Annotated in this window: 16 protein-coding genes; 7 read left to right on the top strand and 9 right to left on the bottom strand. The window is 42.2% G+C overall.

Translation table 11 applies throughout. The features are described from left to right. The first annotated feature begins 58 nt into the window (after positions 1–58). From ACH3Z1_RS13085 to ACH3Z1_RS13070, 4 genes are all read left to right on the top strand, one after another. Positions 59–679, top strand: coding sequence for a WbqC family protein (locus ACH3Z1_RS13085; RefSeq protein WP_490822430.1), 621 nt, complete (start codon positions 59–61; stop codon positions 677–679). 95 nt (positions 680–774) lie between these two features. Then, positions 775–4,407, top strand: a complete 3,633-nt coding sequence (locus tag ACH3Z1_RS13080) for a gliding motility-associated C-terminal domain-containing protein (RefSeq protein WP_490822428.1) — start codon at positions 775–777, stop codon at positions 4,405–4,407. A 205-nt stretch (positions 4,408–4,612) separates the two neighbouring features. Next, entirely contained in the window at positions 4,613–8,275 is a 3,663-nt protein-coding gene (locus ACH3Z1_RS13075) for a PKD domain-containing protein (protein ID WP_490822426.1), read from the top strand. A gap of 28 nt (positions 8,276–8,303) precedes the next feature. Further along, a complete protein-coding gene (locus ACH3Z1_RS13070) occupies positions 8,304–9,302 on the top strand; it encodes a PorP/SprF family type IX secretion system membrane protein (protein WP_490822424.1) in 999 nt (332 codons plus the stop codon). A 73-nt stretch (positions 9,303–9,375) separates the two neighbouring features. Here the strand turns inward: ACH3Z1_RS13070 and ACH3Z1_RS13065 are convergent, their stop codons facing one another. The 3 genes from ACH3Z1_RS13065 to ACH3Z1_RS13055 all read right to left on the bottom strand — a co-directional run bounded on the left by ACH3Z1_RS13065 (position 9,376) and on the right by ACH3Z1_RS13055 (position 12,392). Next, positions 9,376–11,346, bottom strand: coding sequence for a M56 family metallopeptidase (locus ACH3Z1_RS13065; RefSeq protein ID WP_490822422.1), 1,971 nt, complete (start codon positions 11,344–11,346; stop codon positions 9,376–9,378). After that, entirely contained in the window at positions 11,346–11,726 is a 381-nt protein-coding gene (locus tag ACH3Z1_RS13060; protein WP_490822420.1) for a BlaI/MecI/CopY family transcriptional regulator, read from the bottom strand. The genes ACH3Z1_RS13065 and ACH3Z1_RS13060 overlap by 1 nt, the downstream gene beginning before the upstream one ends. A gap of 189 nt (positions 11,727–11,915) precedes the next feature. Then, positions 11,916–12,392 carry a hypothetical protein gene (locus ACH3Z1_RS13055; RefSeq protein WP_490822418.1) on the bottom strand — a complete coding sequence of 159 codons (477 nt, stop codon included), beginning with the start codon at positions 12,390–12,392 and terminating at the stop codon, positions 11,916–11,918. 160 nt (positions 12,393–12,552) lie between these two features. On the opposite strand from ACH3Z1_RS13055, the gene ACH3Z1_RS13050 reads away from it, so the two are divergent. Beyond that, positions 12,553–15,384: a hypothetical protein gene (locus ACH3Z1_RS13050; protein ID WP_490822416.1), complete on the top strand. Its 2,832-nt coding sequence runs from the start codon at positions 12,553–12,555 to the stop codon at positions 15,382–15,384. A 61-nt stretch (positions 15,385–15,445) separates the two neighbouring features. Here ACH3Z1_RS13050 and ACH3Z1_RS13045 read toward each other — a convergent pair whose 3' ends face one another. Then, positions 15,446–17,857: a sodium-translocating pyrophosphatase gene (locus ACH3Z1_RS13045; protein ID WP_490822415.1), complete on the bottom strand. Its 2,412-nt coding sequence runs from the start codon at positions 17,855–17,857 to the stop codon at positions 15,446–15,448. A gap of 106 nt (positions 17,858–17,963) precedes the next feature. Further along, positions 17,964–19,163: a serine hydrolase domain-containing protein gene (locus ACH3Z1_RS13040; protein ID WP_490822414.1), complete on the bottom strand. Its 1,200-nt coding sequence runs from the start codon at positions 19,161–19,163 to the stop codon at positions 17,964–17,966. 100 nt (positions 19,164–19,263) lie between these two features. On the opposite strand from ACH3Z1_RS13040, the gene serA reads away from it, so the two are divergent. Continuing rightward, positions 19,264–20,502 (top strand): phosphoglycerate dehydrogenase, encoded by a 1,239-nt coding sequence (gene serA / locus ACH3Z1_RS13035; RefSeq protein ID WP_490822413.1) that lies wholly within the window; start codon positions 19,264–19,266, stop codon positions 20,500–20,502. A gap of 80 nt (positions 20,503–20,582) precedes the next feature. On the opposite strand, the gene ACH3Z1_RS13030 is transcribed toward serA, so the two are convergent. The 3 genes from ACH3Z1_RS13030 to ACH3Z1_RS13020 form a co-directional block, all read right to left on the bottom strand. Continuing rightward, positions 20,583–21,092, bottom strand: a complete 510-nt coding sequence (locus ACH3Z1_RS13030; RefSeq protein WP_490822412.1) for a HEAT-like fold family protein — start codon at positions 21,090–21,092, stop codon at positions 20,583–20,585. A gap of 16 nt (positions 21,093–21,108) precedes the next feature. Beyond that, positions 21,109–21,831, bottom strand: a complete 723-nt coding sequence (locus ACH3Z1_RS13025; protein ID WP_490822411.1) for a copper homeostasis protein CutC — start codon at positions 21,829–21,831, stop codon at positions 21,109–21,111. Positions 21,832–21,911: 80 nt separating this feature from the next. Next, positions 21,912–22,928 carry an isoaspartyl peptidase/L-asparaginase family protein gene (locus tag ACH3Z1_RS13020; protein WP_490822410.1) on the bottom strand — a complete coding sequence of 339 codons (1,017 nt, stop codon included), beginning with the start codon at positions 22,926–22,928 and terminating at the stop codon, positions 21,912–21,914. Positions 22,929–23,140: 212 nt separating this feature from the next. Between ACH3Z1_RS13020 and ACH3Z1_RS13015 the strand changes: the two genes are divergently transcribed. After that, positions 23,141–23,788 (top strand): energy transducer TonB, encoded by a 648-nt coding sequence (locus ACH3Z1_RS13015; RefSeq protein ID WP_490822409.1) that lies wholly within the window; start codon positions 23,141–23,143, stop codon positions 23,786–23,788. Between the two features lie 78 nt (positions 23,789–23,866). Here ACH3Z1_RS13015 and ACH3Z1_RS13010 read toward each other — a convergent pair whose 3' ends face one another. Further along, positions 23,867–24,178, bottom strand: a complete 312-nt coding sequence (locus ACH3Z1_RS13010; RefSeq protein ID WP_490822408.1) for a phosphoribosylpyrophosphate synthetase — start codon at positions 24,176–24,178, stop codon at positions 23,867–23,869. Positions 24,179–24,273 lie beyond the last annotated feature (95 nt).

Here is a 24,273-nt window from a genome sequence, read left to right as displayed (position 1 = left end):
ATATCCTTATTTTTGTACCATTTATCAGTCTTGTAAAAATAGAATAGCGATCATCTAAATGAATAAATTAATACTTGAATATCAATACTTTGGATGTGTTAGTTACATAAACACTTTGTTTCAATTTTCGAATATTGAATTTGAGGTATATGAAACCTTCCAGAAGATGAGTTTTCGCAACCGGATGGTACTGGCGGGAAGTAATGGGCTGGTGAATCTGTCGGTACCGCTGGAAAAAGGAAGAGATCAGAAGCAGTTGTTGAAGGATGTCAGGATCAGCTATTCCCTGCCCTGGCAGCAGCAACATTGGCGAACCATAGAATCCTGTTATAACCGTTCTCCTTTTTATGAATATTACCGCGACTGGCTGGAAGCTTTCTATCACCGCCGCCCTGTTTTCCTGCTCGACCTGAACCGGGAGATCATGACCTGGCTGGTGAAACAATTAAAGCCTGGCGCTCAGCTAAGTGAGACGGAGGCATTCCTGGCTACTTATCCGTCGGAAACGGCCGATTACAGAAACCGGTGGCTGCCCCGACATTTCCAGGATGGGAAGACCGGTATCAGGTACCGCCAGGTTTTTGAAGACAGGATCGGCTTTCAAAAAAACCTCAGTATCCTCGATCTGCTTTTTTGTGAAGGACCAGGGGCACGTAATTTATTGTCAGGCAACGTTTGATGCGGTTAAATAATCTTTACACAATAAGTCTTAAGCCCTTAATTTTAATCTCCCATATCCGACTGAGCCGCCTAACTGATTTACTGAACCCACTAATGAAAAGATACCTCTCATTTGTTACTATATTTCTACTGTTTAATTTGACTGTTCAGGGACAGTTTTCAAATAAAGGGACTGATTTCTGGATATCTTATCCTTTGCATATTGATGGTACCGTTTCGCTCATGGGTATTTATATTACTTCTGATGTGGATGCCAAGGGAACGATTTCAGTGGGATCACAAACAATCAATTTCACAGTGACTCCAAATGCAGTTGTGCAGAAGTTTATTGGTGGGAGTAACTGCACCACTTGTGACGCCAGCAGTACATCAGTTTATTTGGATCAGACAATTACAGACGGTATAAAAACAGGAGCGGGAATACATGTTGTTTCTGATAAACCGGTAGTTGTATATGCACATATTATTAATAATGCCCGGTCTGGAGCATCCCTGATATTACCCTCTAACGTTTGGGGAAAACAGTATATCGTTCCGAGTTATACAAATGTTAGCACAAATCAGGGAAATTTAGCGGGTTATGGTACACTCACGGTAATTGCCTCAGAAGCCAATACTACGGTGAAAATTACCCCCAAAGTACAAACAGCAACCGGTAAACCCGCCGGCGCACCTTTTACGATTACACTTGCCAATCCTGGAGATGTTTATCAATTATTGTTTCAGAGACATGCTGATATTTCCGGGACACTGGTGGAATCTCAGTCTTCAGGAGGAGGATGCAAAAGTATAGGTGTTTTTTCCAGCACTTCCTGGAGTTCATTTGGTTGTGGTAACGCAACCAGCGGTGATAATTTGTACCAACAGCTTTTCCCGGTAACGGCATGGGGTAAAAATTTTCTGACAGCACCTGCCAAAACAAGAACAAGTGATATTATCCGTGTTTATATTTCTGATCCCACAACGATTGTTAAAAAAACGGAGAATGGGGCTACCATTACTTTATCGGGGCTCACACAAAGTTCCTTTTATGAATATGCTACAGGTAATGCAACATTTATAGAGGCCGATAAACCCATTTCTGTTGTACAGTATTTTACTACACAAGCTTGTCAGCCAGGAGCCAGTACAGGCGATCCTGAAATGGTGCTATTGAATCCAGTTGAACAAACCATCAATAATATCACGGTTTTTTCTGCGCACAGAAACTGGATTCCACGTAACCAAAGTCAGGTTACCAACTGTTTTTTAAATATTATCATTCCTTCCAATGCTGCCGCCAGTTTTAAAATCAATGGCGCTAAACCTGTTGCTACATTTACTTCAATAACCGGTACCAATTATTCTTATCTACAGGAAGATGTAACAACTGTATCATTAACTAACCCAGTACAAAACCTGACGGCAGACTCCGGTTTTATTGCCATCGCTTATGGCTTCGGGAATGTTGAATCATATGGCTATAATGCGGGAACCAATGTAAAGGATTTCAGCAGACAGGCTGCTTTTTCTAATCCATACGGTCGAATTGATTCTGCGGTAACCTGTGTTAATACCCCCGTTAAGTTTTCATTACCACTGGGATTTCAGCCTACATCTGTCAAATGGGATTTTTCAGCAGCGCCGAATATCAACCCTAATGCTATAATTGGACCCGTTAACAGCCCGATAGCCGACAGCACACCAATTGTAGGAGGACAAACGCTTTATTATTTCAGTCCGGGTCAAAGCTTCAGTTTTTTCAATGCCAATACAGCTACTTTACGTGATACGATAAAGCTATATACAACTTCTGCTTCGCCGGATGGTTGCGGCAGTAATGAACAGCTCTATACCATTCCCGTTAAAGTAAATGCCAGACCGATTACCGATTTTACCTGGAAGCACACAGGCTGTGTAAATGAACCGGTCAGTTTTGCAGCCACTCTTAATTCAGGGGTAAGGTGGTTATGGGACCTGGGTAATGGATCAAACCTGGATATTACCACTGATTTATTAGGAGCAGTATATGCTCAACCCGGAGTGTTTAACGTAAAACTTCGTTCCATTTCCGACATCGGTTGTATTTCTGATGAAGTCAGTAAGCCAATTTCGATTACTACAAAACCAGTAGCTTCCTTTAGTTATTCAACTATCCGCTGTATAAATAATGATATTATATTCACTGATGCATCCACCACACAGTCGGGTAGCATTGCCAAATGGATATGGAACCTCGACGATGGGGCAGGACCCGTTACCAGTACGACCAATGCAGCTAAAGTGGCACAATACGCCAGTACGGGTACCAAAAACATTACGTTGCAGGTAGAAACCAGCACTGGCTGTAAGAGCGATGTATTTACGCCTGCTACAGCATTATTTGTACATCCCTTACCACAACCCGGATTTATATTACCTGAAGTTTGTTTGAATGATGCATCTGCCCAGTTTACAGACACCAGTAAAATAGCAGATGGCTCTGAAGCACAGTTTAGTTATCTCTGGAATTTTAATGCAGCTACTCCTGCAGTTACACCAGGCCCCAATATCAGCAGCAGTACGCTCAAGAATCCGCAGGTGAAGTATAACAAGTCAGATAACTATACCGTCTCCTTACGTATTACTTCCAAAGATGGCTGTGTGAATACGGCCTCACAAACATTCACTGTGAATGGTTCTGTTCCGAAAGCCGATTTTGAAGTACAGATGAACAATGTGCTGTGTGATAAAGTACCCATTGTTATCTTGAATAAATCAACAGTTGATTTTGGATCGGTTACCAAATCAGAAATCTATTGGGATCGGGTGAATACACCAACACAGTTTCAGACGGATGATAATCCTGTTTCCGACAAAACCTATCCGCATAAATACACGGTGAACAATGCCGCCGGACAAGACTTTACCATTCGTATGGTTGCTTATTCGGGAGGTAATACCTGTGTAAGTGAAGTAAGTAAAACCATTACGGTGCATCCTAATCCAAAAGCCGCTTATGCTATTTCAAGTGCTTCGGTTTGTTTTGATGAGCCCATGTCTTTTACTGATCAGTCTGCTGCCGCTTCAATCGTGGCACCTGCACGCTGGGAATGGAACCTGGGTAAAAACAATACATCTACCATCCAAAACCCGGTAAGAGCATACCGTGATTCCGGCATATTCAATACCAGTTTATATGTATTCAGTGCTGCTGGTTGTGGCAGCGATACTACAACAGCGAGCTTTACAGTATATCCGTTACCAGTACTCATCATGGGTACAAAAAGTACCGCTGTACTCGAGGGTGGCGAACTGCGGTTGAAACCTTCATTTGTGTATGGTAACCAGTTGAGTTATCTGTGGACACCATTCAGTTACCTCAGCAGTGACACAGCTTTTTCGCCATTGTCCAAACCGATGAATGATATCCGTTACACATTCAACCTTATTGCAGAAGGCGGATGTACTGTAAGTGATACCATTTTTGTGAAAGTGCTGAAGTCGCCCGAAATACCCAATGCCTTTTCACCCAATGGCGACGGCATCAATGATACCTGGAATATTAAATACCTGGAAAGTTATCCGGGTGCTACGGTAGAAGTATATAACCGTTACGGTCAAATCGTATACCGCTCTCAGGGTTACAGTAAGGCATGGGATGGCAGGGTATCGGGTACAGCATTACCGATTGGCACCTATTACTATATTATCAACCCGAAAAATAGTAAACCCCAGATGACAGGGGCCATTACCATCATCAGGTAATTAATTTTCTTTTGTGGAGTCTTTTCATGTATAAATAAGACAATTCGATTCTTTCGTAGATGCAAAGATTTGTTTTACGAACTGTCGTTCATATAAAAACATTTCCGTTTATCTAAAAGAAGACAGAATAATAGCGACTGTGCCTAAATTGTAAACTTGTAGAAGCGGTAAAATAGCACATCACTACAGAAAGTAATCGCAGTTCATGAAGCATGGAAGGATCCTTTGTTTTTGTATTTGTTTTTGGCTGATAAAGCTTTCTGCAACCGCACAACTCACCAATAAAGGAAAAGATTTCTGGATAGCATATACTTCTCATCTCGAAGGATTGAGTTCTGCCATGGGTGTGTACATCAGTTCTCCTGTTAATACCACAGGCACTATACAGGTGGGGAAAGAAGCGCCTAAAAATATCAGCATCAAAGCCAATGAAGCTTGTAAGATTTTTATCGGACCAGCCAATCTTACCGGTGCGGATTTTAGTAACAATTCTGTCTACCTCAGTCTGACTGATGGTATTCACGCAAGTGCTGGTATCAGGGTAACCACAGCAGATCCCGTTTCGGTATTCTCTCAAATATTGGGAAAAGAAAAAAACGGGGCCACCATGATCTTACCCGTTAGTTCATTGGGTTCCGAATATGTTGTACCTGGCCATTACAGCACTGCTGAAGCAGGCCCTAATACTTATGGAGAATATTCATCCATTGCGGTTCTTGCAACACAGCCCAATACGATTATTGAAGTAACTCCTGCATTTGAAAGCCGAAACCAGAAACCAGCAGGGAAACCCATGCAAATTACCCTCACCAATGCCGGTGATGTGTACATGCTCGATAGCAAACGCAAAGAAGATATCAGTGGAACAATCGTTCGATCGGTATCATCCGGAATAGGTAACTGCAAACCGATTGCTGTTTTTTCAGGCAGTACCTGGAGTTCTTTTAATTGCACGGCTGCTTCGGGTGCAGCCACCGGCGATAATTTATACCAGCAGATATTTCCGGTACATACCTGGGGCAGAAAATTTGTTGGTGTGCCTTTTGGAAAAGCTTATACCACTTACCGGATTTTTTTTAAGGATCCGCAAACGGTAATTAAAATACAGCAATTCAATGGTACGGTGATCACACTCACAAAACCACCTGCCAGCCTGGCCAATATGACCAGTTTTCTGAGTGATCAACCCATTCTTATTACCGCTTCTCAGTCTATATCAGTTGTACAGTATATGGATGCAGGTAATTGTGCCAACAGTTGTGTGGTACAGAAAGGAACGGATTGTTATGGCGATGCTGATATGGTAGTATTGAATCCTGTTGAGCAATTTATAAACGATGTTCAGTTCTTTTCGGCAGACAGAAATTATGCACCACCCGCACAGTCGGCTATTACCGATCATTTCGTCAATATTGTTATCGATAAAAAATTCAAACAGTCTGTACGTATCGACCAGGCCTTGCCCAAAGGTAATTTTGTAGATATACAGGGTACAGATTATGCATACCTGCAGGAAGATGTAACCATCAGTTCATCTGCTAATCCGGTGCACCGTATTACGGCAGATACGGGCTTTTCTGCCATTGTATATGGAGTAGGCGTGGGTGAATCTTATGCGTACAATGGTGGTACCGGTTTGAAAGATATCAGCTACAGATCGAGGATCAGTAATCCTTATGCAAGTATCGATGCTGCTGTTACCTGTATCAATACGCCGGTTCAGCTTGCTGTACAACTTGAGTTTGAGCCTACTCGTATTACATGGGATTTTTCGGCAGCACAATATATCAATCCATCTACAACTATTGGCCCGATAACCAATCCTGTGGCAGATAGTTTACGTGTCATCAATGGAAACGTTTTTTATTATTACAGTTCTGGTAAGTCCTATTCATTCAATCAATCTGGTATAGATACCATTACTGTTCACGCTTATGCAGATAATGCAGGTGGCTGTGGCCCGGTAGAACGTATAATACGTATTCCGGTAACGGTTTTGCCCAAGCCAGTGGCCAGTTTTAAATGGGATCATACACGTTGTGCCAGCGATTCGGTTCAGTTTACTGCCCTGGGAGAAGGCAACAGGTTCTTATGGAACATGGGTAATGGTGCTGTATATGATAAAAGAGACAGTGTATTCAAAGTATTGTATGGGCAGTCAGGAGATTATTCCGTGTCGATGCAAAGTATAACTGATGTGGGCTGTATCTCCGATCCGCTTACATTAAAACTGGTGATACCCGAAGCACCCAAAGCTGGTTTTCTGACTTCTGCCATAAGATGTGTGGATACTGATATTGTTTTTACGGATGCATCGGTTACTCCCGATGGACAACTGGTACAGTGGCAATGGAATTTTGATGATGGGAGAGGTGTAGTCAGTAAAACCACGAATGCCGGAGAAATCATTCGATACCCGTCAAGTGGTGTTAAGCAGGTGAGCCTGGTGGTCATGAATAACAATGGATGTAAGAGCCCTCCGTTTAAATTGCTTCCCGATTTTGTCATTCACCCATCACCCGAACCCGGGTTTATACTTCCGGAAGTTTGTTTGAATGATGCTTCAGCTCAGTTTATCGACAGCAGTAAAATAACGGGAGCCAACCCGGCAGATTTTATCTATCTATGGAATTTTAATACGGGTGTTTCTCCTGTGAGTCCTGGACCGGATCGATTAACAGCTACCGAAAAAAATCCGGTAGTAAAATTTAATAAAGCAGCTCACTATAATATATCGCTCGAAGTACGTTCCAAAGAAGGTTGTAGTGCCAGTAAAACTGCTGTTTTTACGGTCAATGGAGCGATTCCGAAAGCGGCATTTGATATTACATCACCACTTACGCTTTGTTCCAATAAAACAGTGCATCTGGTGAACCGTTCAACCGTTGATTTTGGAAGTGTTACCAGACTGGAGATCACCTGGGATCTTATCAACCAGCCGGGTATTGTTGAAGTTGATGAGAACCCACAACCCGGTAAGCCATACACACATAAGTACCAGTTAACAACCAATATCAGCCAATCCTACACCATCCGTATGCGGGCTTTTTCTGGTGGACATAGTTGTATGCATGAAAGCACGCAAACCATTCTTGTTCATCCGGCACCGGAATCTTTTTTTGAAATAAATCCAACAGCAGTTTGTTATAACGAACCTGTTAATCTTTTCGACAGAAGTGATGCCCGAAGTTCTTCTGCGCTTACCGGATGGCATTGGGATCTGGGTAAGGGTGATATACGCACCAATCAACACCCGGTAAAACGGTTCCAGGATTCAGGTATGCAGTTGATCCGATTAGCGGTTATGAATGATAAAGGTTGTGTGAGCGATACATTCACACGCCAGGTAGAAGTATACCCCAATCCGGTGATAGCCATGGGAAAGAAAACGGTAACCGTAATGGAAAATACAAATATTACACTTTCACCACTATGGGTATATGGTAACAATCTGCGTTTCAACTGGACACCTGTAAGTTTTCTGGGCAGCACTTCTGCATTTACAACTGTCTCTACCCCATTGGATGATATTACTTACAGGCTCACAGTTACTGGTACTGGTGATTGTTCTGTGAGTGATACAATCAGGGTTATACTTTTGAAGACACCCGTCATTCCAAATGCATTTTCTCCAAACGGAGATGGGGTACATGATGTTTGGGAGATCAAATACCTGGAAAGATACCCGGGTGCCACTGTTGATATATTTAACCGGTTTGGTCAGGTGGTTTACCGATCATCCGGTTATTCAAGACCCTGGGATGGCAAACTGAATGGCAAAGTGTTGCCTATTGGGACTTATTACTATATTGTACATCCAAAAAATGGCCGACCGATGATGTCGGGAGCCATAACCATTATAAAATAATATGAACCGTAGAGGTATATATCTAATGATGATACTGGTACTGCCTGTAATGCTGACGGCACAACAGCGTCCTTATTACACGCAGTATATCATGAACAATTATATCATCAATCCAGCGGTAGCTGGTATTGAAAATTACTGGGATGTAAAAGCATCACACCGCATGCAATGGGTGGGCATACAGGATGCTCCTGTTACCACTTATATTACCATACACGGTCCTTTGAAGAAGGATGATTTTGGATGGGAAACAGCCACGAGTATGCGTGCAAGAGGAGAGAACCCAAGGGGCGAAGCTTACTGGCGTAGCTATCAATCAGCCGCACCACATCATGGTGCTGGTTTTACCATACTCAATGATAAAACCGGACCATTGAATCGTTTTGCTGCTTTTGGTACTTATTCCTATCACCTGGGTATATCCAGCAGTACAAGTTTGGCAGCAGGTATTTCAGCAGGCGTTACCAATATGAGTCTGGATGCGTCCAAATTAAATTTCGGAAGTACAGTGGTAGATCCGGCTGTTGCCAGCAGTGGTATGATTAACCAGATAAGACCTGATATCAGTGCTGGTTTATGGTTGTATTCCAAAGATTATTTCCTTGGATTGTCTGCTCAGCAGATTGTTCCACAGAATATTGCTTTTTCTAACAACACAGTATATGTAGAAAAAGGGAAGCTGGTACCGCATTTGTTTTTTAGTGCCGGTTATCGCATGCAATTATCACGTGATGTAAGTCTATTACCTTCTACGCTGATCCGTTATGTATCACCCCTGCCAGTTGGGTTTGATATCAATGCAAAATTCATGTACCAGGATTTATTATGGTTGGGTGGCTCTTATCGTTACCAGGATGGTTTTGCAGGAATGTTGGGGCTGAATGTGAGTCACAATATCAATATCGGCTATTCATACGATCTGCAGACTTCAAGACTGAATACGGTTAGTAAGGGTACTCATGAAATACTGATCGGCTTTCAGTTGGGTAACAGGTATGGAGACTGGTGCCCGAGAAATTTATGGTAAACTCCTTTTATCCCTAATCTTTTAGCCCGGGATTTAAATCCCGGGCTAAAAGATTAGGGATAAAAGATCGGAATTAGATCCTGGCTTTCTTTTTGCCTCTCACCTGAATCAACTTTGCTTTATACTGTTCCAGCCTCGCTTTGAATGCGCTGTCCTGTTGTGTACGGCGACTTTCAAATGCATTTATTTGTTGTATCTGACGGGCTACCCATTGTTCAAATAAGGCGTCGAGATCAACCGGGGGCTGACTAACCTGAATAAAAGGTATTGCTGGTTCTTCATCACTTAACAGTATCTCTTGTTCTTCTTTATCTGCCTGTAGCTTTTCCTGTATCTTTTTATCTGCCTTTTTTAGTTTCTGTTTTTCTGATTGTGCACTTTTGTCCAGCTTGATATCCATCTTCTCAACCATTTTTAGCAGATCAACAACCGGAACCAGACTTTTATCGAGTTGAATTTTTTGTAATTCCAGGATGGCTTTTTCAATCTCCTTATTGACCAGTTCCTGCTCCACTTTAAACGGGATGGCTGTCTTGGTTACTTTACTGATGGCCTCCCTGGCTTCTGCAAAATCGAGTTCCATTTTTTTAATGGAAAGTGCCATTTCTTCTTTTGCCTGTTTTCTTTCTGCTGCAGGTATAGGAAGGGTATCAAGAGAAGCCAGCGCTGATTTCATGTCAACTTTTGCTTTCTCCAGCTCTGCGAGCTCTTTTTTCCAGCCGGCTGTATTTTTGAAAAGATCGGCAGTGAGGGTGTTGTATGCATCGTTTAATACAACCGGTACTTCTTTTATCGCATCCTGTACTTCCTTGCTTTGTAATGTAGCCCTCATTTCATCCGTAGCTTTCTGCAGATTATCGTTCATCTCTTCTTTCAATGTTTTTGACAGAAAGAAAGCCGGATTGAATAAAGGGTTGGTTACTTTCATGGCCATTGGCTCAACAGTAACCGGTTGAATATCTATTGATGTTGCGGGTTGTTTATCTTTTAATGCAGATTCGTTCACCTTATCTTTCTGTAGCTGTTGTTGCTGATCGGGACTAAGCCATGCAACAGAACTGAGAATGCCCGTTACCAATAAGAAGGCAAATAATTGTTTCCGATAATTAAATCCCTGATCCTGTACACCAATCATTCTTTTAACCCTGGTAAGTAATTCATGTTCGTTCGATCCTTTGGCTGCCATTGCAAATGCTGGAACCGCCTGCAATTTTGCAATACGTAACAATGCTTCTGCATAGGTTTCAGCACTGTACTGAAACTGTAATACCCAGTCATCACAACTGTTCTCACGCTCTTTTTTTATTTGACGGGATAGCAACTGGGTAAATGGATTGAAAAAAAGACTGATTTCGGTTACCGACAATAAAATATTAATGAGATAATCATAGCGTTTAATATGTGCCATCTCATGCAATATCACTGCTTCGAGTTGTGCCACCGTAAGATGGTTGATGCTGGCAACCGGTACAAGAATCAATGGCTTGATAAAACCAACGGTAAGAGGTGAACCAATTTTCTCAGACAGGTAAATCGAAATCTCTCTTTTGATACCCAACTGCTGTGCCGTGTTTTTGACAAATAAACGCCAGTCGACCGGAATCTTAACCAAACCCTGTTTGCGGATCATGGTAGTGTAGCGGTAACCCATTATCCAGCGAATACATAGAACGAGCATTAAAAGCAGATAAGCCACAGATAAATAAGGAAGCAGTTGTTCACCGCGAATCATCCATTCAATAATCTGTGAACGAAAACCTTGTCCCTGCGGAACCAGTGTGGCAATGGTTTTACTATCGAACCCCGTTTCTTCTATGGAAAGGAAACGGTTGTACTGACTATAATAAAACTGCAAGGTGAACACAAACCAGATAAAGCCAATAGTTTGTAAACCTGCTGCCAGTAAATATTTACGGGAAGCCGATGGTTTCAATACTGCCGTAACAACAACATATACCAGCCATAACAATGCCATTTGCCATAAACTATTGGCAATGGAATAGCCGAGGGCTTGCAGAAAAGCAGACTGAAACAAAGACTGCATCAGGATTGTTTTTTCAGGTTGTCTAACATTTTTTGAATCTCATCCAGTTCTTCCTTATTCGGCGCCTGGTTACCGAGTGCCTGCATCACAAGCTGACTCGATGAACCGCCAAACAATGAGTTGATCATTTTGCCAACAATCTGCTGCTGGGTACTTTCCCTGCTAACATTGGCGCGGTAGATATGTGTTTTGCTGCTGTCGTCGCGTTTCACGATCCCTTTCTCAAACATGATCTGCATCAGTTTAAGGGTGGTCGTGTATCCGGCATCTTTGTGCTCGCTTAAAATTTCGTGTACTTCACGAACGGTAGCCGTTCCTTTATCCCATAAAACCCTGAGTATTTCCAGCTCACTTTCCGTTGGTTTGATATGCTTTACCATGCTTTACGATTTAATTCGTAAGCAATTTACGAGACAAATCGTAATTGGAGGTGAAAAATTTGTTAAACGGCAGGGGTGGGAGTGAATGGAGAATGGTCAATCGTCAATAAAGAGATTTTGAGGTACTATTTACTGTTTTTATTCTTTAAGTAGATTCGTAGTTTCACGATTGACCATTCACCATTCACGCTACTTCTTCGCTTCTGTCCTGTAAACCCCCACTGCATAACTCGCCACCGTTTTAAACCGAAGTCTGTCGGCTTTTACGCTGGCTCGTGAAACGGGTTTGAATTGGCCTTTTTTATCAGGAAACCCAAGCGTGCAGGAGAAGGGATCGCTGTCTTTTTGAATCTGTACAGTAGGATCAATACCAATATTGGGAATCGTCAGCGAATCAGTTACCCTTAATTCTTTGTATTGTATTCTAACCACATAATGAGACCTGCGTTTTGTTTCATACACATTTACAGAGAATTTCCAGTCGTTCAGTTCATCAGGTACTTTTTCTATATGACTGGCCACGGGTTCTTTCCGTACAACAGTGCGCAGGTCTGAAAGGGTATCTGTAAGCACAATAACACTTGCGCTTACCACTTTATCTGTGTTATTGTTATTGCCCTGACAGCTAAAAAGAATGACAAGAAAAGAAAGAGCAAGGTATTTCATGCTTCTCACGATAAATGGGTATTTATTGGTATGAAACAGGAAATTAATATGTTTTGTTTGTAAATCTGATGATCACTTAATAATTTTAAAAACCTCCCATAGTAACGAAAACTGTCCCCCGCAATTTTTCGCTTTGTTCATCTGACAAAAAATTACACCCATGAAGAGTATTCTAACATGGTTGTTGTCGATACTGTTGTGGGGAACAACGGTACAGGCACAATTATCCAATGCCGGCAAACCACTGCAATTACGAAACGCTTACGAAACCGCAAGAGCCCTTTATGCTGCAGATGCTTATGTAAAGAAATTGCCAGACTCCATTAAACAACAGTTATTGGGCAGCCTCATCTGGTATGCAGACTTACAAGATGCCAATGGAGATTTGTATGGACAGTTAATCGAAAAACTGAAACCCTATTCCTTTCTCGATCAGGTAAGAGATAAGTTGTCAGACAGCCTGATCAAATTCGGAAGATTTTTTGAGCTGGATTCTGCTGTCATCCAAAACTATGCATCGATATTACCAGCATCCTTGAAAAATTCCGTAATAGGGTTGAAACGTACCTATGCTATAAAACTCAAAGAATACCTGACCCAGAAACAAGCCTATCGCGATTATACCAGTGATCTCCGATCTGCTAATACTGAACTCGTTGCCAAAAAGCAACAGGCTGTTATATATTTTGATACGCTGATGCGGCGGGTAACAGATACGGCTACCTATTCCCGACTTCGGAAAGAAGCAACCGATTCATTACAGCAACTGGATGCATTTATTCATGTTACCAATCTTCAATATGATTCTGCCCGAAAATCTTTTCTTACACAGGAAGCAGGCTTTAATCAATGGAAATCAATCGGGCTGCAGTATTTAAAGGATCAACAGGATGCGCTGATCGGTTTTCTTTTAAAAGTCAGCGACATACCGGAAGCAGCCGGCCGTGATGGGTTGAGTTTTGAAGATGCACTGAATATCTTTAACCAGAAAACATTGCCTGATATTCAGAAAGTAATTGCAGAAGCAGAGAATGCTTATAAGCTGTCGTTCAAGTTGCCATCAGAAGCTGAGATGATTAATGCACTGGCCATTTACCTCGCCAATCGCATCAAACAGGAATCGGTGATGTGGTTCTTTGAAAAGATTACACAAAATGCAAACCGATATGAATTGCTCAACCTGTTTTTTCCAACCACCATGAAACTGCTGCAGGGAAATGAAGTGTATGAAATTCCCAATCTCGGCGCACAATGGCAATATGCATTGTCGAAAGATTTTATGCAGATGCCTAAAAATGTATTGAACAGTGAATGGCTCTCCAAACGCTGGCCCGAAGCATCAACCTACGCTGCCTATATGACCGGTGTCTGCGATTTTGCGGAACTAGTTGTGAAGCGATACAGTTACCGCGACGCTATTAAATCGCTCTATCTCTCTCTGCCTAAAATACCCGTAACCATTGATTCGGTACAGTTAAAACCTGTTTTCCAGGATTATATCACATTACTCTATGCCATCAATACGGAATTATTTGTGGTTGATTCAGCCGGTCGTTTACGCCTGCTGGCCTATGAAGATTTCAGGAACATGAACCGCAAAGAAATTGAGATCATGATGGGACTGCTCGATTTGAAATACCAGTCAGTCTTCAGTAAATTCTTTAAAGGAATCAGGCAATCTGTGAGTGGACAGCAACTACTCGACGTAGAGAGAATGAGACGTTTGCTGGGTAACCTCAGAACAGCTATTGGACAGGTGGAAAAAATTGGAACAGAATACCAGGAGGAACAGAAAAGATTGCAACAAAATGGACAGAAAGACTGGTTTTACAGTACCTATAATATCTGGGGGGCTGTGAACCAGGTATTTCATGTGCTGAATGATCTGGATACACAACTGGTTCGCCACAATGTTTCTGCATTGGCAAAAAAAGCTTTCGGTTATGGTGAGCAGGTATTCGAAATATATAACCTGGTAACCAAAAAGAATTTTGCCGGAGCAGTGATGAATGCATTGTCGCTGATTGATACTTTGTTCTATGAAACAAAACCGGGTCACCAGTTAACTGTAGCCCTGAAAGATATTCGTGATGACTATTTATATGCCGCTTCTTTTTTGAAAGATTCAGTTTTACGCCGAACAGATTATTATGCTAAAACCTTGTTGTTTAGTTACGACTCAACCAACAGATCCATCAGTTTTGAAAAGAAAAGTCCGGTGGCGGCTCTGCTGTTTGATAATGACAGACAGGCCATTCAACTGATCCGGAAAATGAGTGGTTTCCTCAACGATGCTGCACTTGCACAAAACGATAAACAACTCGCTAAAGTAGTGGAATCTTATGCCATGCCTGTAGGTTCCTATAAGCGGAAACGAAACAACTGGTGGTCGGTTGATCTGAATGCTTTTGCAGGGGTGTATGCAGGTTATGAATGGGCCCGCCGTCAACAGAATGATACCAGCAAACTCAGTGGCAGAAGGGGTGGGGCAGTATGGGGGTTTTCGGTACCCATTGGTATATCTGTCAGCAAAACTTTTGGCAGGAAATGGAAGGCGGGTAAAAAAGAATTTGATGTACACAAGGGTATGTTCCCTGATGATTATGTGAGAAATCCGGATAAAGTAAAAATCAAAAAAGAACACCTGTACAACAGAACAGGCTGGACGCTTACCATTACTGCCAGCATAGTGGATCTTGGAGCACCGGTATCTTACAGACTCTTTCAATCAAAGGATACCACAATCGGACAAAGTTTCAAATGGTCGCAGTTAATTAGTCCGGGTTTACACATTGCTGTCGCATTACCGGGTAGTCCATTTACGGTTTCCACCGGTATTCAGTACACACCACAATTACGTAAATACCAGGAAGCGGGTAAACCCAATGAACAACAGTTCAATACAACACGCGCTTATCTGGGGTTGATGTTTGATTTACCATTGTTTAATTTCTGGGAAAGAAAACATATCGTGTACAGCAAAAAAAGATAACAGATCATAAAAGAGAAAGGCTCCAGAAAACTGGAGCCTTTCTCTTTTATACTTGCAAGTTTTATTTTTTCTCTTCTGTTACATCAACTTTAATATTCAGTTTCTCTTTTCCATCAAGGTATTTGGAAAACTGTTGTGCAACATCTGCGGCAAGTTCCTGGCCATTCAGGATGATCTTTCCGTCTTTAATTTCAACATTTACATTGTTACCTGTAGCAAGACCTGCTTTTTTCAGTTCTTCCACCAGGTTGTCAATGTTAACATCCGCACCATTTACAGTAACACTGGCTGATTGTCCGCCATCAGTAGCTTTGATTTCAATTCTTTTCTCCACCATAGCATGATCAGCAGATGCTCCATGTAACTGTGCAAGTGTTGGCGCAATCACCAGTGATACAATCGACATTAGTTTAATCAGGATATTCATAGATGGACCTGATGTATCTTTAAAAGGATCACCGACAGTATCACCTGTAACAGATGCTTTATGTGGTTCAGATTTTTTGTAGAACATTTCGCCATTGATCTCCACACCTTTCTCGAAAGATTTTTTAGCGTTATCCCATGCACCACCGGCATTGTTCTGGAACATACCCATGAGTACACCGCTCACCGTAGCACCGGCTAAGAAACCACCCAATGCTTCAGGACCCAACAGGAACCCAATAATCAATGGAGATACAATAGCGATAGCACCAGGTAACATCATTTTTTTGATGGATGCTTCTGTAGAAATGGCCACACATTTATCGTACTCGGGTTTACCTGTTCCTTCCATGATACCGGGAATGGTACGGAACTGGCGACGAACTTCTTCTACCATCGACATGGCAGCTTCACCCACCGCACGAATAGCCAGTGATGAGAATATGAAAGGAATCATAGCGCCCACAAATAAGGAGGCCAATACTTTTGCTTTATAAATATCGATACCCTCAATGCCTGCAACACCCACAAAAGCCGCGAAAAGGGCCAGTGCGGTTAATGCTGCAGAGGCGATGGCAAAACCTTTACCGGTAGCAGCAGTGGTGTTACCAACAGCATCAAGTACATCTGTTTTTTCACGCACTTCTTTTGGCAGTTCACTCATTTCAGCAATGCCACCTGCATTATCTGCAATCGGACCAAATGCGTCGATCGCTAATTGCATCGCTGTAGTGGCCATCATACCTGCGGCAGCAATTGCCACACCATATAAACCTGCACACTCATAAGACCCCCAGATACCACCTGCCAATACCAGGATAGGAAGGAAGGTTGATTCCATACCTACTGCCAGACCACCAATTACGTTGGTAGCATGACCTGTTGATGACTGACGGATGATAGACATGACAGGACGTTTGCCCATAGCAGTGTAATACTCGGTAATGATACTCATTAAAGTACCTACGGCCAGACCTACAACAATGGCTCCAAATACACCATCACGTGTAAATTCGTTGCCGCGCAGACTCATGGTTTCTGGTAAAATATAATATACCAAACCTGCACAGGCCGCGGCAGTAAGAATAATTGAACCCCAGTTACCCATGTTCAGGGCTTTCTGCACACTGGCCGTATTAATGCCTGCTGAATCGCTGATACGAACAAACCAGGTACCTACTATGGAGAAAAGGATACCCACACCTGCAATCAGCATCGGCAGCAGGATAGGAGCGTATCCACCAAAATTATCAGACGAAAGGGTTTCCTGACCGAGTACCATGGTAGCCAGTACAGTAGCCACATAAGAACCAAATAAGTCGGCACCCATACCTGCCACATCACCCACATTGTCACCTACGTTATCTGCAATGGTAGCGGGGTTACGCGGATCATCTTCCGGAATACCTGCTTCTACTTTACCAACCAGATCGGCTCCCACATCGGCTGCTTTGGTATAGATACCACCACCCACACGGGCAAACAACGCGATAGATTCAGCACCCAGTGAAAAACCGGTCAGCACTTCAATCGTGCGTAACATTTCCTGTGAATTGGCAGCAGCTTCAGGTGCAAATACCTGTTTCAGGATCAGGTAAACACCACCCAGACCTAAAACGGCCAGACCAGCTACCCCAAGTCCCATAACGGCACCACCGGTAAAAGAAACATTTAATGCTTTTGAGAGGCTGGTTCTTGCAGCCTGGGCAGTACGAACATTGGCTTTAGTGGCCACTTTCATACCAATATAACCGGCAACCGCACTACAAACGGCACCCAATACAAATGCCAGTGAAATAGACCAGTGTGAATGCGGGTTGCTCTGGGCCATTACACCCAGTAAAAGCGCAACAATGGCTACGAAATAAGTAAGTATTCTCCATTCAGCTTTCAGAAAAGCCATGGCACCTTCAGCAATATATGTGCTGATCTCTTTCATGCGGTCATTACCCGCATCCTGTTTTGAAACCCAATTAAACTTTAAAAAAGTGTAGAGAAGACCTACAACTCCCATCGCCGGAACGGCATAAAACAAGATTTTGTCCATAATCAGTGTGTGTCGGTAAAGTTTATATTAAAAGTCTGCAAAAATAGGGGTAAAAGCCTAAAATCGGCCTCCCTGTCCAAGCTCATTGAAAACTATTCGAAGTGGCCTATTCTTCCAGTTCAGTACTGTCTGTTCGACCGGTAAAGGCCGACGACAGCTTTTTAGCCTTATAAATATTACGATTATAGCGGTTACCCAAGGCAATAATGGTGGCGGTATCTTTGATAAAACGCGTGAAAACCGTGTTATTGCCATGCCACCATCCATTATGATAAACGATTTCCTCTGTGGGTGAATTCAGTAAACGCCAGCCTAACCCGTAATTGTGGAACGATTTTGTTTCAAAGCTATATGGCTGATATGCAAGTGTTTGGGAGCTTTGATTCACATAAGTTCCTTCATGTAATGCCCTGTCCCATAAAAACAGGTCTCTTACGGTTGAATACACATTCTTATCTCCATAAATACAATCGAGTTTCTCAATCCCGTAAGGCACATTATTGTTTTTATAGGATGGAATATAACGGGCCGTATCAGCTAACCCGAATACATAGCTGTCTGTCATACCCAGCGGAGTAAACAAACTATCTTTCATATAAGTGGGATAGGATTGTCCGGTAACTTTTTCAATAATGAGTGCCAGCAGTGCATAATTGGTATTGCTATATCGGAAAGCCCTGTCAGGTGCAAAGAGAGGATCTGGCTTGTATTGTACCATATAATCCAGCATATCCTGGTTGGTAAGCAGACCCGGTTTTAAAGGAGGCATTTTAATGGTACGTTTTCTTCTGACCCAGCGCCCTTTTTTTGTTTTAACCCGGTAGGTTTCTACTTTTTTGTCGACCAGGAAATAAACATAATTATTCAATCCACTTCTGTGATTCAGCAATAATTGAACAGTAATACCGGGGTAGGGGAAGTTGGGAAAGAAATCAGTCACCATATCATCCAGGTTCAGTTTTCCCTGCTCGCGCAGTTTCATGATGGCCATACCTGTAAATGTCTTTGAGACAGAGGCAAGATGAAAAGGAGTATTAGGAGTAATAAGCTCTTTGGTTTTGAAATTGCTGTATCCCTGATAATCCTCAAATAAAATTTCTCCGTTTTTAGCCACCAGGATACTACCATTGAATCCACGATTGCCTAACAATTGTTTGTATTGTTTCTCGATTTCAGCCGCATACACTGCTTTGTTGGCAGATGGTATAGGGGCATAGGTTTCTACTGAATCTTTTTCAGGAGGCTGTGCCGAACAAGACTGAAAAAAAAACATCAAAACAGCAGTACTAAAGGCTCTTACGATCATCTGTTAGTTTTTCTACGCGGCGAAAATAAAAAACAATGTGTTATTGAAATGGTTAAAAAGCGAAAGGTTATGCAGAAAATAAAAACATTATTTTCGCTACATGAGCAAGCAGGCTATCACAAGTTATCCAAAAGAACGGATCAATATTTTATTTCTTGAAAATATCAGCGACAAAGCGGTTCAGTATTTCAAACAACAGGGGTATACCAATGTACGCAAACTCAATGGCGCCCTTAGCGAAGAAGAACTCATCAAAGAAGTAAAAGATGTTCACCTGATCGGTATACGTTCCAAAACACAGATTACGGCTAAAGTATTGGAAGCTGCCCGGAAATTACAGGCCATCGGCTGTTTTTGTATTGGCGTAAACCAGGTCGATTTAAAATCTGCCACCAAAAAAGGGGTGGTTGTTTTTAATGCACCTTATAGCAATACAAGAAGTGTAGCCGAACTGGTCATCGGTATTTCTGTGATGCTCATCCGGAAAATCTCTGATAAAAATATGGCCGCACATAAAGGCATCTGGATGAAAGAAGCCAAAGGCAGTTATGAACTCCGTGGCAAAACACTAGGACTTATTGGTTATGGCAATATCGGCTCACAGGTCAGTGTATTGGCAGAAGCATTGGGTATGAAAGTATTGTTCTACGATACTGAAACCAAGCTGCCATTGGGTAATGCGGTTGCTGCCAAATCAATGAAAGAAGTATTGAGCAACAGCGATATTATTTCTCTTCATGTACCTGAAACCGCACAGACCAAAAACCTGATCAATAAAAACAATATAAAATACTTTAAAAAAGGAGCCATCCTGCTGAACTATGCCCGTGGAGAAGTGGTTGATTTAAAAGTATTGAGTGAAGCGCTAAAAGACGGTGCCATTGCAGGAGCAGGTATTGATGTATATCCATGGGAGCCAGAAAAAAACGGCGATCATTTTGAAACACCATTACAGGGTTTACCCAATGTAATCCTCACGCCACATATCGGAGGCTCTACAGAAGAGGCGCAACAAAATATTGGCGAAGATGTAAGCATCAAACTCTTTCAATACCTCGAACGTGGCATCACCAATGGCTCACATACAGTTCCTGCCATTGGTTTACCACCTGTAGATGGTGCTCACCGGATATTACATATTCACAGAAACGTTCCCGGGGTATTGAGTGCGATCAATACAGCATTGTCTAAAAACAATATCAATATCGTTGGACAATACCTCAAAACCAATGAAGAAATTGGCTACGTAGTACTTGATGTCGATAAAAAACTCTCTAAAAAAGCAGTCGAACTGCTGAAAGAAGTAAAGGAAACGATTAAGGTGCGGATGCTATACTAGGGATATGTTGGATGTAAGATGGCAGATGTCAGATTTTCTAATGGGTGAACATTCAAATCTGACATCTGCCTTCTCACATCTTACAATCCTTTCAATATTTTCCTTCCTCTGCTTCGAAACGCCGCTGTTTCTGTATCCCATCGTTCTTCGATGATGAGTTTTAATTCAGGTTTTATGTCGGGATATTGTTTGGAAAGATGGAACAATACGGTAAGTGAAAAAGCTTTGATGGCTGCAGGTGTTGCAGGGTTTTCAATAAAGGCAAAACAACTGTTCACGACTTCGCCATGAAATTGTTCGGGGATATTGATGTCTTCTAAAATCCTTACAGCATTTCTGATAACAGCGGGATTTACACCCGGTTCCTGTAATCGCTTCACCAGCACAGCAATATAAGGTTCTATCATGGCTGGCTTGTTTTTAGCCGCCCAACTCACACTCCATGCTGCTCTTTGTGATAAACGATCATCCGGATCAGTGTAACAATCCATCAGCTCTTTAAAATGCTTTCTGCTTTGAACAGCGTAACCGGCAATACGTAAAGCCTGTTCTTTTGAATGCTCCTTTTCTATTTCATCTCTGATATTCATTGTATAACCACAGCCTTTACTGACCAAGTATTTGCTTTAGTTTACGGATCTCAACTGCATCAGTAAAATCCTGACTGAAATCTTCAGGAATGAGTGGATTTATATATTCGGTCTGGGAGGGCCGCATGATCCGTGCAGAAGTATGAAATTCTTTGGCCCCGGTAAATACAATCATATCGTCCAGGTTTTTACTATTGATACCACTTCCGGGCATGATGATGATTCTGTCATCGGCCAGTTCCACCAGTTGCCTGATCAGTTCTTTTCCTTCCGGCGCTTTGGGTTGTTGTCCGCTGGTTAATATTCTTGTACAACCGCACTGTATAATTATCTCTAAAGCTTCCAATGGATTTTTACAACGATCAAATGCACGATGAAAAGTTACATCCAGTGGATAAGCAAGTTCAACCAGTCTTGCCGTATTCTCCTGATCAATAGAACCATCCCTGTTTAGTAAACCAAATACCACACCTTCAAACCCCAGTTCCTTACAGAGTAAAATATCTTTCTGTATAATCTCTATTTCTTCCGGTCTGTGAAAATAATCACCACCGCGTGGACGAATCATTGGGAAGATGGGAATACTCACTTTCTCCCTTGTTGTTTTCAAATAACCATAGGATGGGGTAGTACCACCATTGGCATAATTCTCACAGAGTTCAATCCTGTCGGCACCCGCTTCAGCGGCTGCAATGGCCGTAGCTGTATTAAATACACATATTTCAAGTGGCAATGCCATATCTATTTTTTTTATCCCAGCACCGGACTTAAGTCCGGTGCTGGGATATTGAATGCGATTATTTTGTTTTGAATTTTGTCTCAGATCAAAGGTTTGGCATCTACTAAAAAGTTTTTATCATCGGCATAACAAACGGCATAATTAAAACCTTTCTGCAAAGCATAACCCCCATACTCACCATTTTTGGCAATGGCGATAAATCCGGCCTGAATAGCTTTTGCTTTTTCAGCACCTTTGGTTTTGAATAATCTTTCCATCGCTTTTTTGCAGGCAGCTTCCGGCGATAATCCCTGACGCATCAGTTCCACAATGGTATGTGCACCACAGATACGGATAATATCTTCACCCTGACCCGTTGCTACTGCTGCACCCACTTCATTGTCAACATATAAACCTGCGCCAATAATAGGAGAGTCGCCAATACGTCCACGCATTTTAAAACCCATACCACTGGTGGTACAACTGCCACTCAGGTTACCCTTTGCGTCGAGCGCAATCATACCGATCGTATCATGGTTCCAATCGCCATTCTCTAATTTGGCAGGAACAAATGCTTCCTGTCTTTTGGTATTTTCAATATTGATGACGGGTTTGTATTCGCTTTTCTTCAGCCAGTTCTGGTAAGCTTTCTTTGCATCATCAGACAGTTCCGCTTTCTCTAATGGGAATCCTTCTGCAACAGCAAACTGCTGTGCGCCTTCACCAACCAACATTACATGCGGTGTTTTTTCCATTACCCTGCGCGCCACTGAAATCGGGTGTTTGATTCTTTCCAGAAAAGCCACACTGCCGCAGTTGGCAAATTCATCCATGATACAGGCATCCAGTGTTACAAAGCCATCACGGTCTGGATTGGCACCCAAACCCACGCAGCAGTTCAAAGAAGCTTCTGTTACACGTACACCTTGTTCCACTGCATCGAGTGCACGGCCACCCGAACGTAACACTTCCCAGGCTGCTTTGTTGGCAGCAATACCTGCATCCCAGGTAGAAAGTACTACAGGTTTTTTAGCATCTGCTTTTCCCCTGAAAGAAGAAAAACCCAAAGCGGTTAAACCCAATGAACTGATTTGCAGAAAATGACGGCGATGAAGCATGCGTTTGTGTTTGTTTAACCGAATGTAGGAAAGACAGGTCAAAAACCAAAAGTCAAATCTTCTCAGTTTTGATTTTTACTTTATTTACAGTCAAACAGTAAAATATGTAACCTTATTCAATGAAGATGTAAAGGAACCTGTAATGAATAATGCAGCTTTGCAACAGGATGATGAGCTGGTTTTATGCCTGATTCATTCATTTGTAGTTACATATGTTATATCAAATTAAGGTCAAAAACAACGTTATCATTAAAACTTCTTTATACCTGCTCATTGTGATGACAGGTATGCTGAGTTTACATGCCTGTAAAACCGGAAAAAATGCCGATGAAAAGCTAAAAGATTCTTTGACCGCAGATTCTGTGGAAAAGGCAGAAAAAGCGGCTGAAACAGTTACCACCACTACAACCACTACCATTATTACTACCGGGAAAGCAGTTGCCAATCCGGCTAAAAAGAATGGTCGATGGGAGGTAATTGTAGAACGCAACCGTAAATGGGAAGAAGAATATGCCAACATGATGCTGGAAAAAGACCAGTTAGGTATTTATTACCGTGCTGAAGTAAAACCTTCTTATCCGGGTGGAGAAAAAGCGCTGGCAAAATTTATCCAGGAAAACATTATCTATCCTGAAGCCGCCATCGAAAATGGTGTGGAAGGAGAAGTGATGGTAGGATTTGCAGTTGATGAGCGAGGTGTTATCTATACTCCCATTATCAAGGGCGACCTGGCTGGCTATGGTTTAGATGAAGCAGCCACAAATGTTGTAGCCAAGATGCCGGTATGGAATCCCGGACAGATCCAGGGCCGTAACGTAAAAAGTTATTTCAGTTTGCCCATCAAATTCAGGATTTATTAAGTCAGTTTATTGTTTGGTTTTGAATAGGTTCCCCCTGCGATTCTTCATTCTTATGAAGGATCGCTTTTGTATACAGCATTAGCTTATCTCATTCATACCCAGTTTCCTTACCATATCATCATCCAGGGTATCACTATACATACCATAAGCGCTGATGAGCACCCCTTTCATGGAATGATCATGCGATTCAATAACATACAACACACTGGAATTAGAAGGATCGGTATCACCCTCAAAACGATGATGCGCAACAATATCAAATTGAGAAGGCAATAAACAAGTGCCTGTACTGGCACATTTAATCTGGTCAAAAGCCAGGTTAAAATCTGTTGTATAACCAGCCGCTTTCAGATCGCTGATAGCTTCCACGAGGTTGTCGTATGTTCTCATGACACTAAGGTACAAAAAGATGTATGATGGCTGATGTAGGATGTCTGATTTAATACCTAATATCAGACATCCTACATCAGCCATCATACATTTCT

It is taken from the genome of Sediminibacterium sp. FW305-C-49 (assembly GCF_058231085.1).
The sequence above is the reverse complement of the archived record's forward strand: the minus strand, read 5'-3'. Positions and strand labels throughout refer to the sequence as shown.

Coding starts and splice junctions, on each gene's coding strand:
- ACH3Z1_RS13065 (WP_490822422.1), bottom strand. CDS start 11,346: ATGCAGTCTTTGTTTCAGTCTGCTTTTCTGCAAGCCCTCGGCTATTCC.
- ACH3Z1_RS13070 (WP_490822424.1), top strand. CDS start 8,304: ATGATACTGGTACTGCCTGTAATGCTGACGGCACAACAGCGTCCTTAT.
- ACH3Z1_RS13025 (WP_490822411.1), bottom strand. CDS start 21,831: ATGGCATTGCCACTTGAAATATGTGTATTTAATACAGCTACGGCCATT.
- ACH3Z1_RS13050 (WP_490822416.1), top strand. CDS start 12,553: ATGAAGAGTATTCTAACATGGTTGTTGTCGATACTGTTGTGGGGAACA.
- ACH3Z1_RS13060 (WP_490822420.1), bottom strand. CDS start 11,726: ATGGTAAAGCATATCAAACCAACGGAAAGTGAGCTGGAAATACTCAGG.
- ACH3Z1_RS13040 (WP_490822414.1), bottom strand. CDS start 19,163: ATGATCGTAAGAGCCTTTAGTACTGCTGTTTTGATGTTTTTTTTTCAG.
- serA (WP_490822413.1), top strand. CDS start 19,264: ATGAGCAAGCAGGCTATCACAAGTTATCCAAAAGAACGGATCAATATT.
- ACH3Z1_RS13045 (WP_490822415.1), bottom strand. CDS start 17,857: ATGGACAAAATCTTGTTTTATGCCGTTCCGGCGATGGGAGTTGTAGGT.
- ACH3Z1_RS13055 (WP_490822418.1), bottom strand. CDS start 12,392: ATGAAATACCTTGCTCTTTCTTTTCTTGTCATTCTTTTTAGCTGTCAG.
- ACH3Z1_RS13030 (WP_490822412.1), bottom strand. CDS start 21,092: ATGAATATCAGAGATGAAATAGAAAAGGAGCATTCAAAAGAACAGGCT.
- ACH3Z1_RS13010 (WP_490822408.1), bottom strand. CDS start 24,178: ATGAGAACATACGACAACCTCGTGGAAGCTATCAGCGATCTGAAAGCG.
- ACH3Z1_RS13020 (WP_490822410.1), bottom strand. CDS start 22,928: ATGCTTCATCGCCGTCATTTTCTGCAAATCAGTTCATTGGGTTTAACC.
- ACH3Z1_RS13085 (WP_490822430.1), top strand. CDS start 59: ATGAATAAATTAATACTTGAATATCAATACTTTGGATGTGTTAGTTAC.
- ACH3Z1_RS13015 (WP_490822409.1), top strand. CDS start 23,141: ATGTTATATCAAATTAAGGTCAAAAACAACGTTATCATTAAAACTTCT.
- ACH3Z1_RS13080 (WP_490822428.1), top strand. CDS start 775: ATGAAAAGATACCTCTCATTTGTTACTATATTTCTACTGTTTAATTTG.
- ACH3Z1_RS13075 (WP_490822426.1), top strand. CDS start 4,613: ATGAAGCATGGAAGGATCCTTTGTTTTTGTATTTGTTTTTGGCTGATA.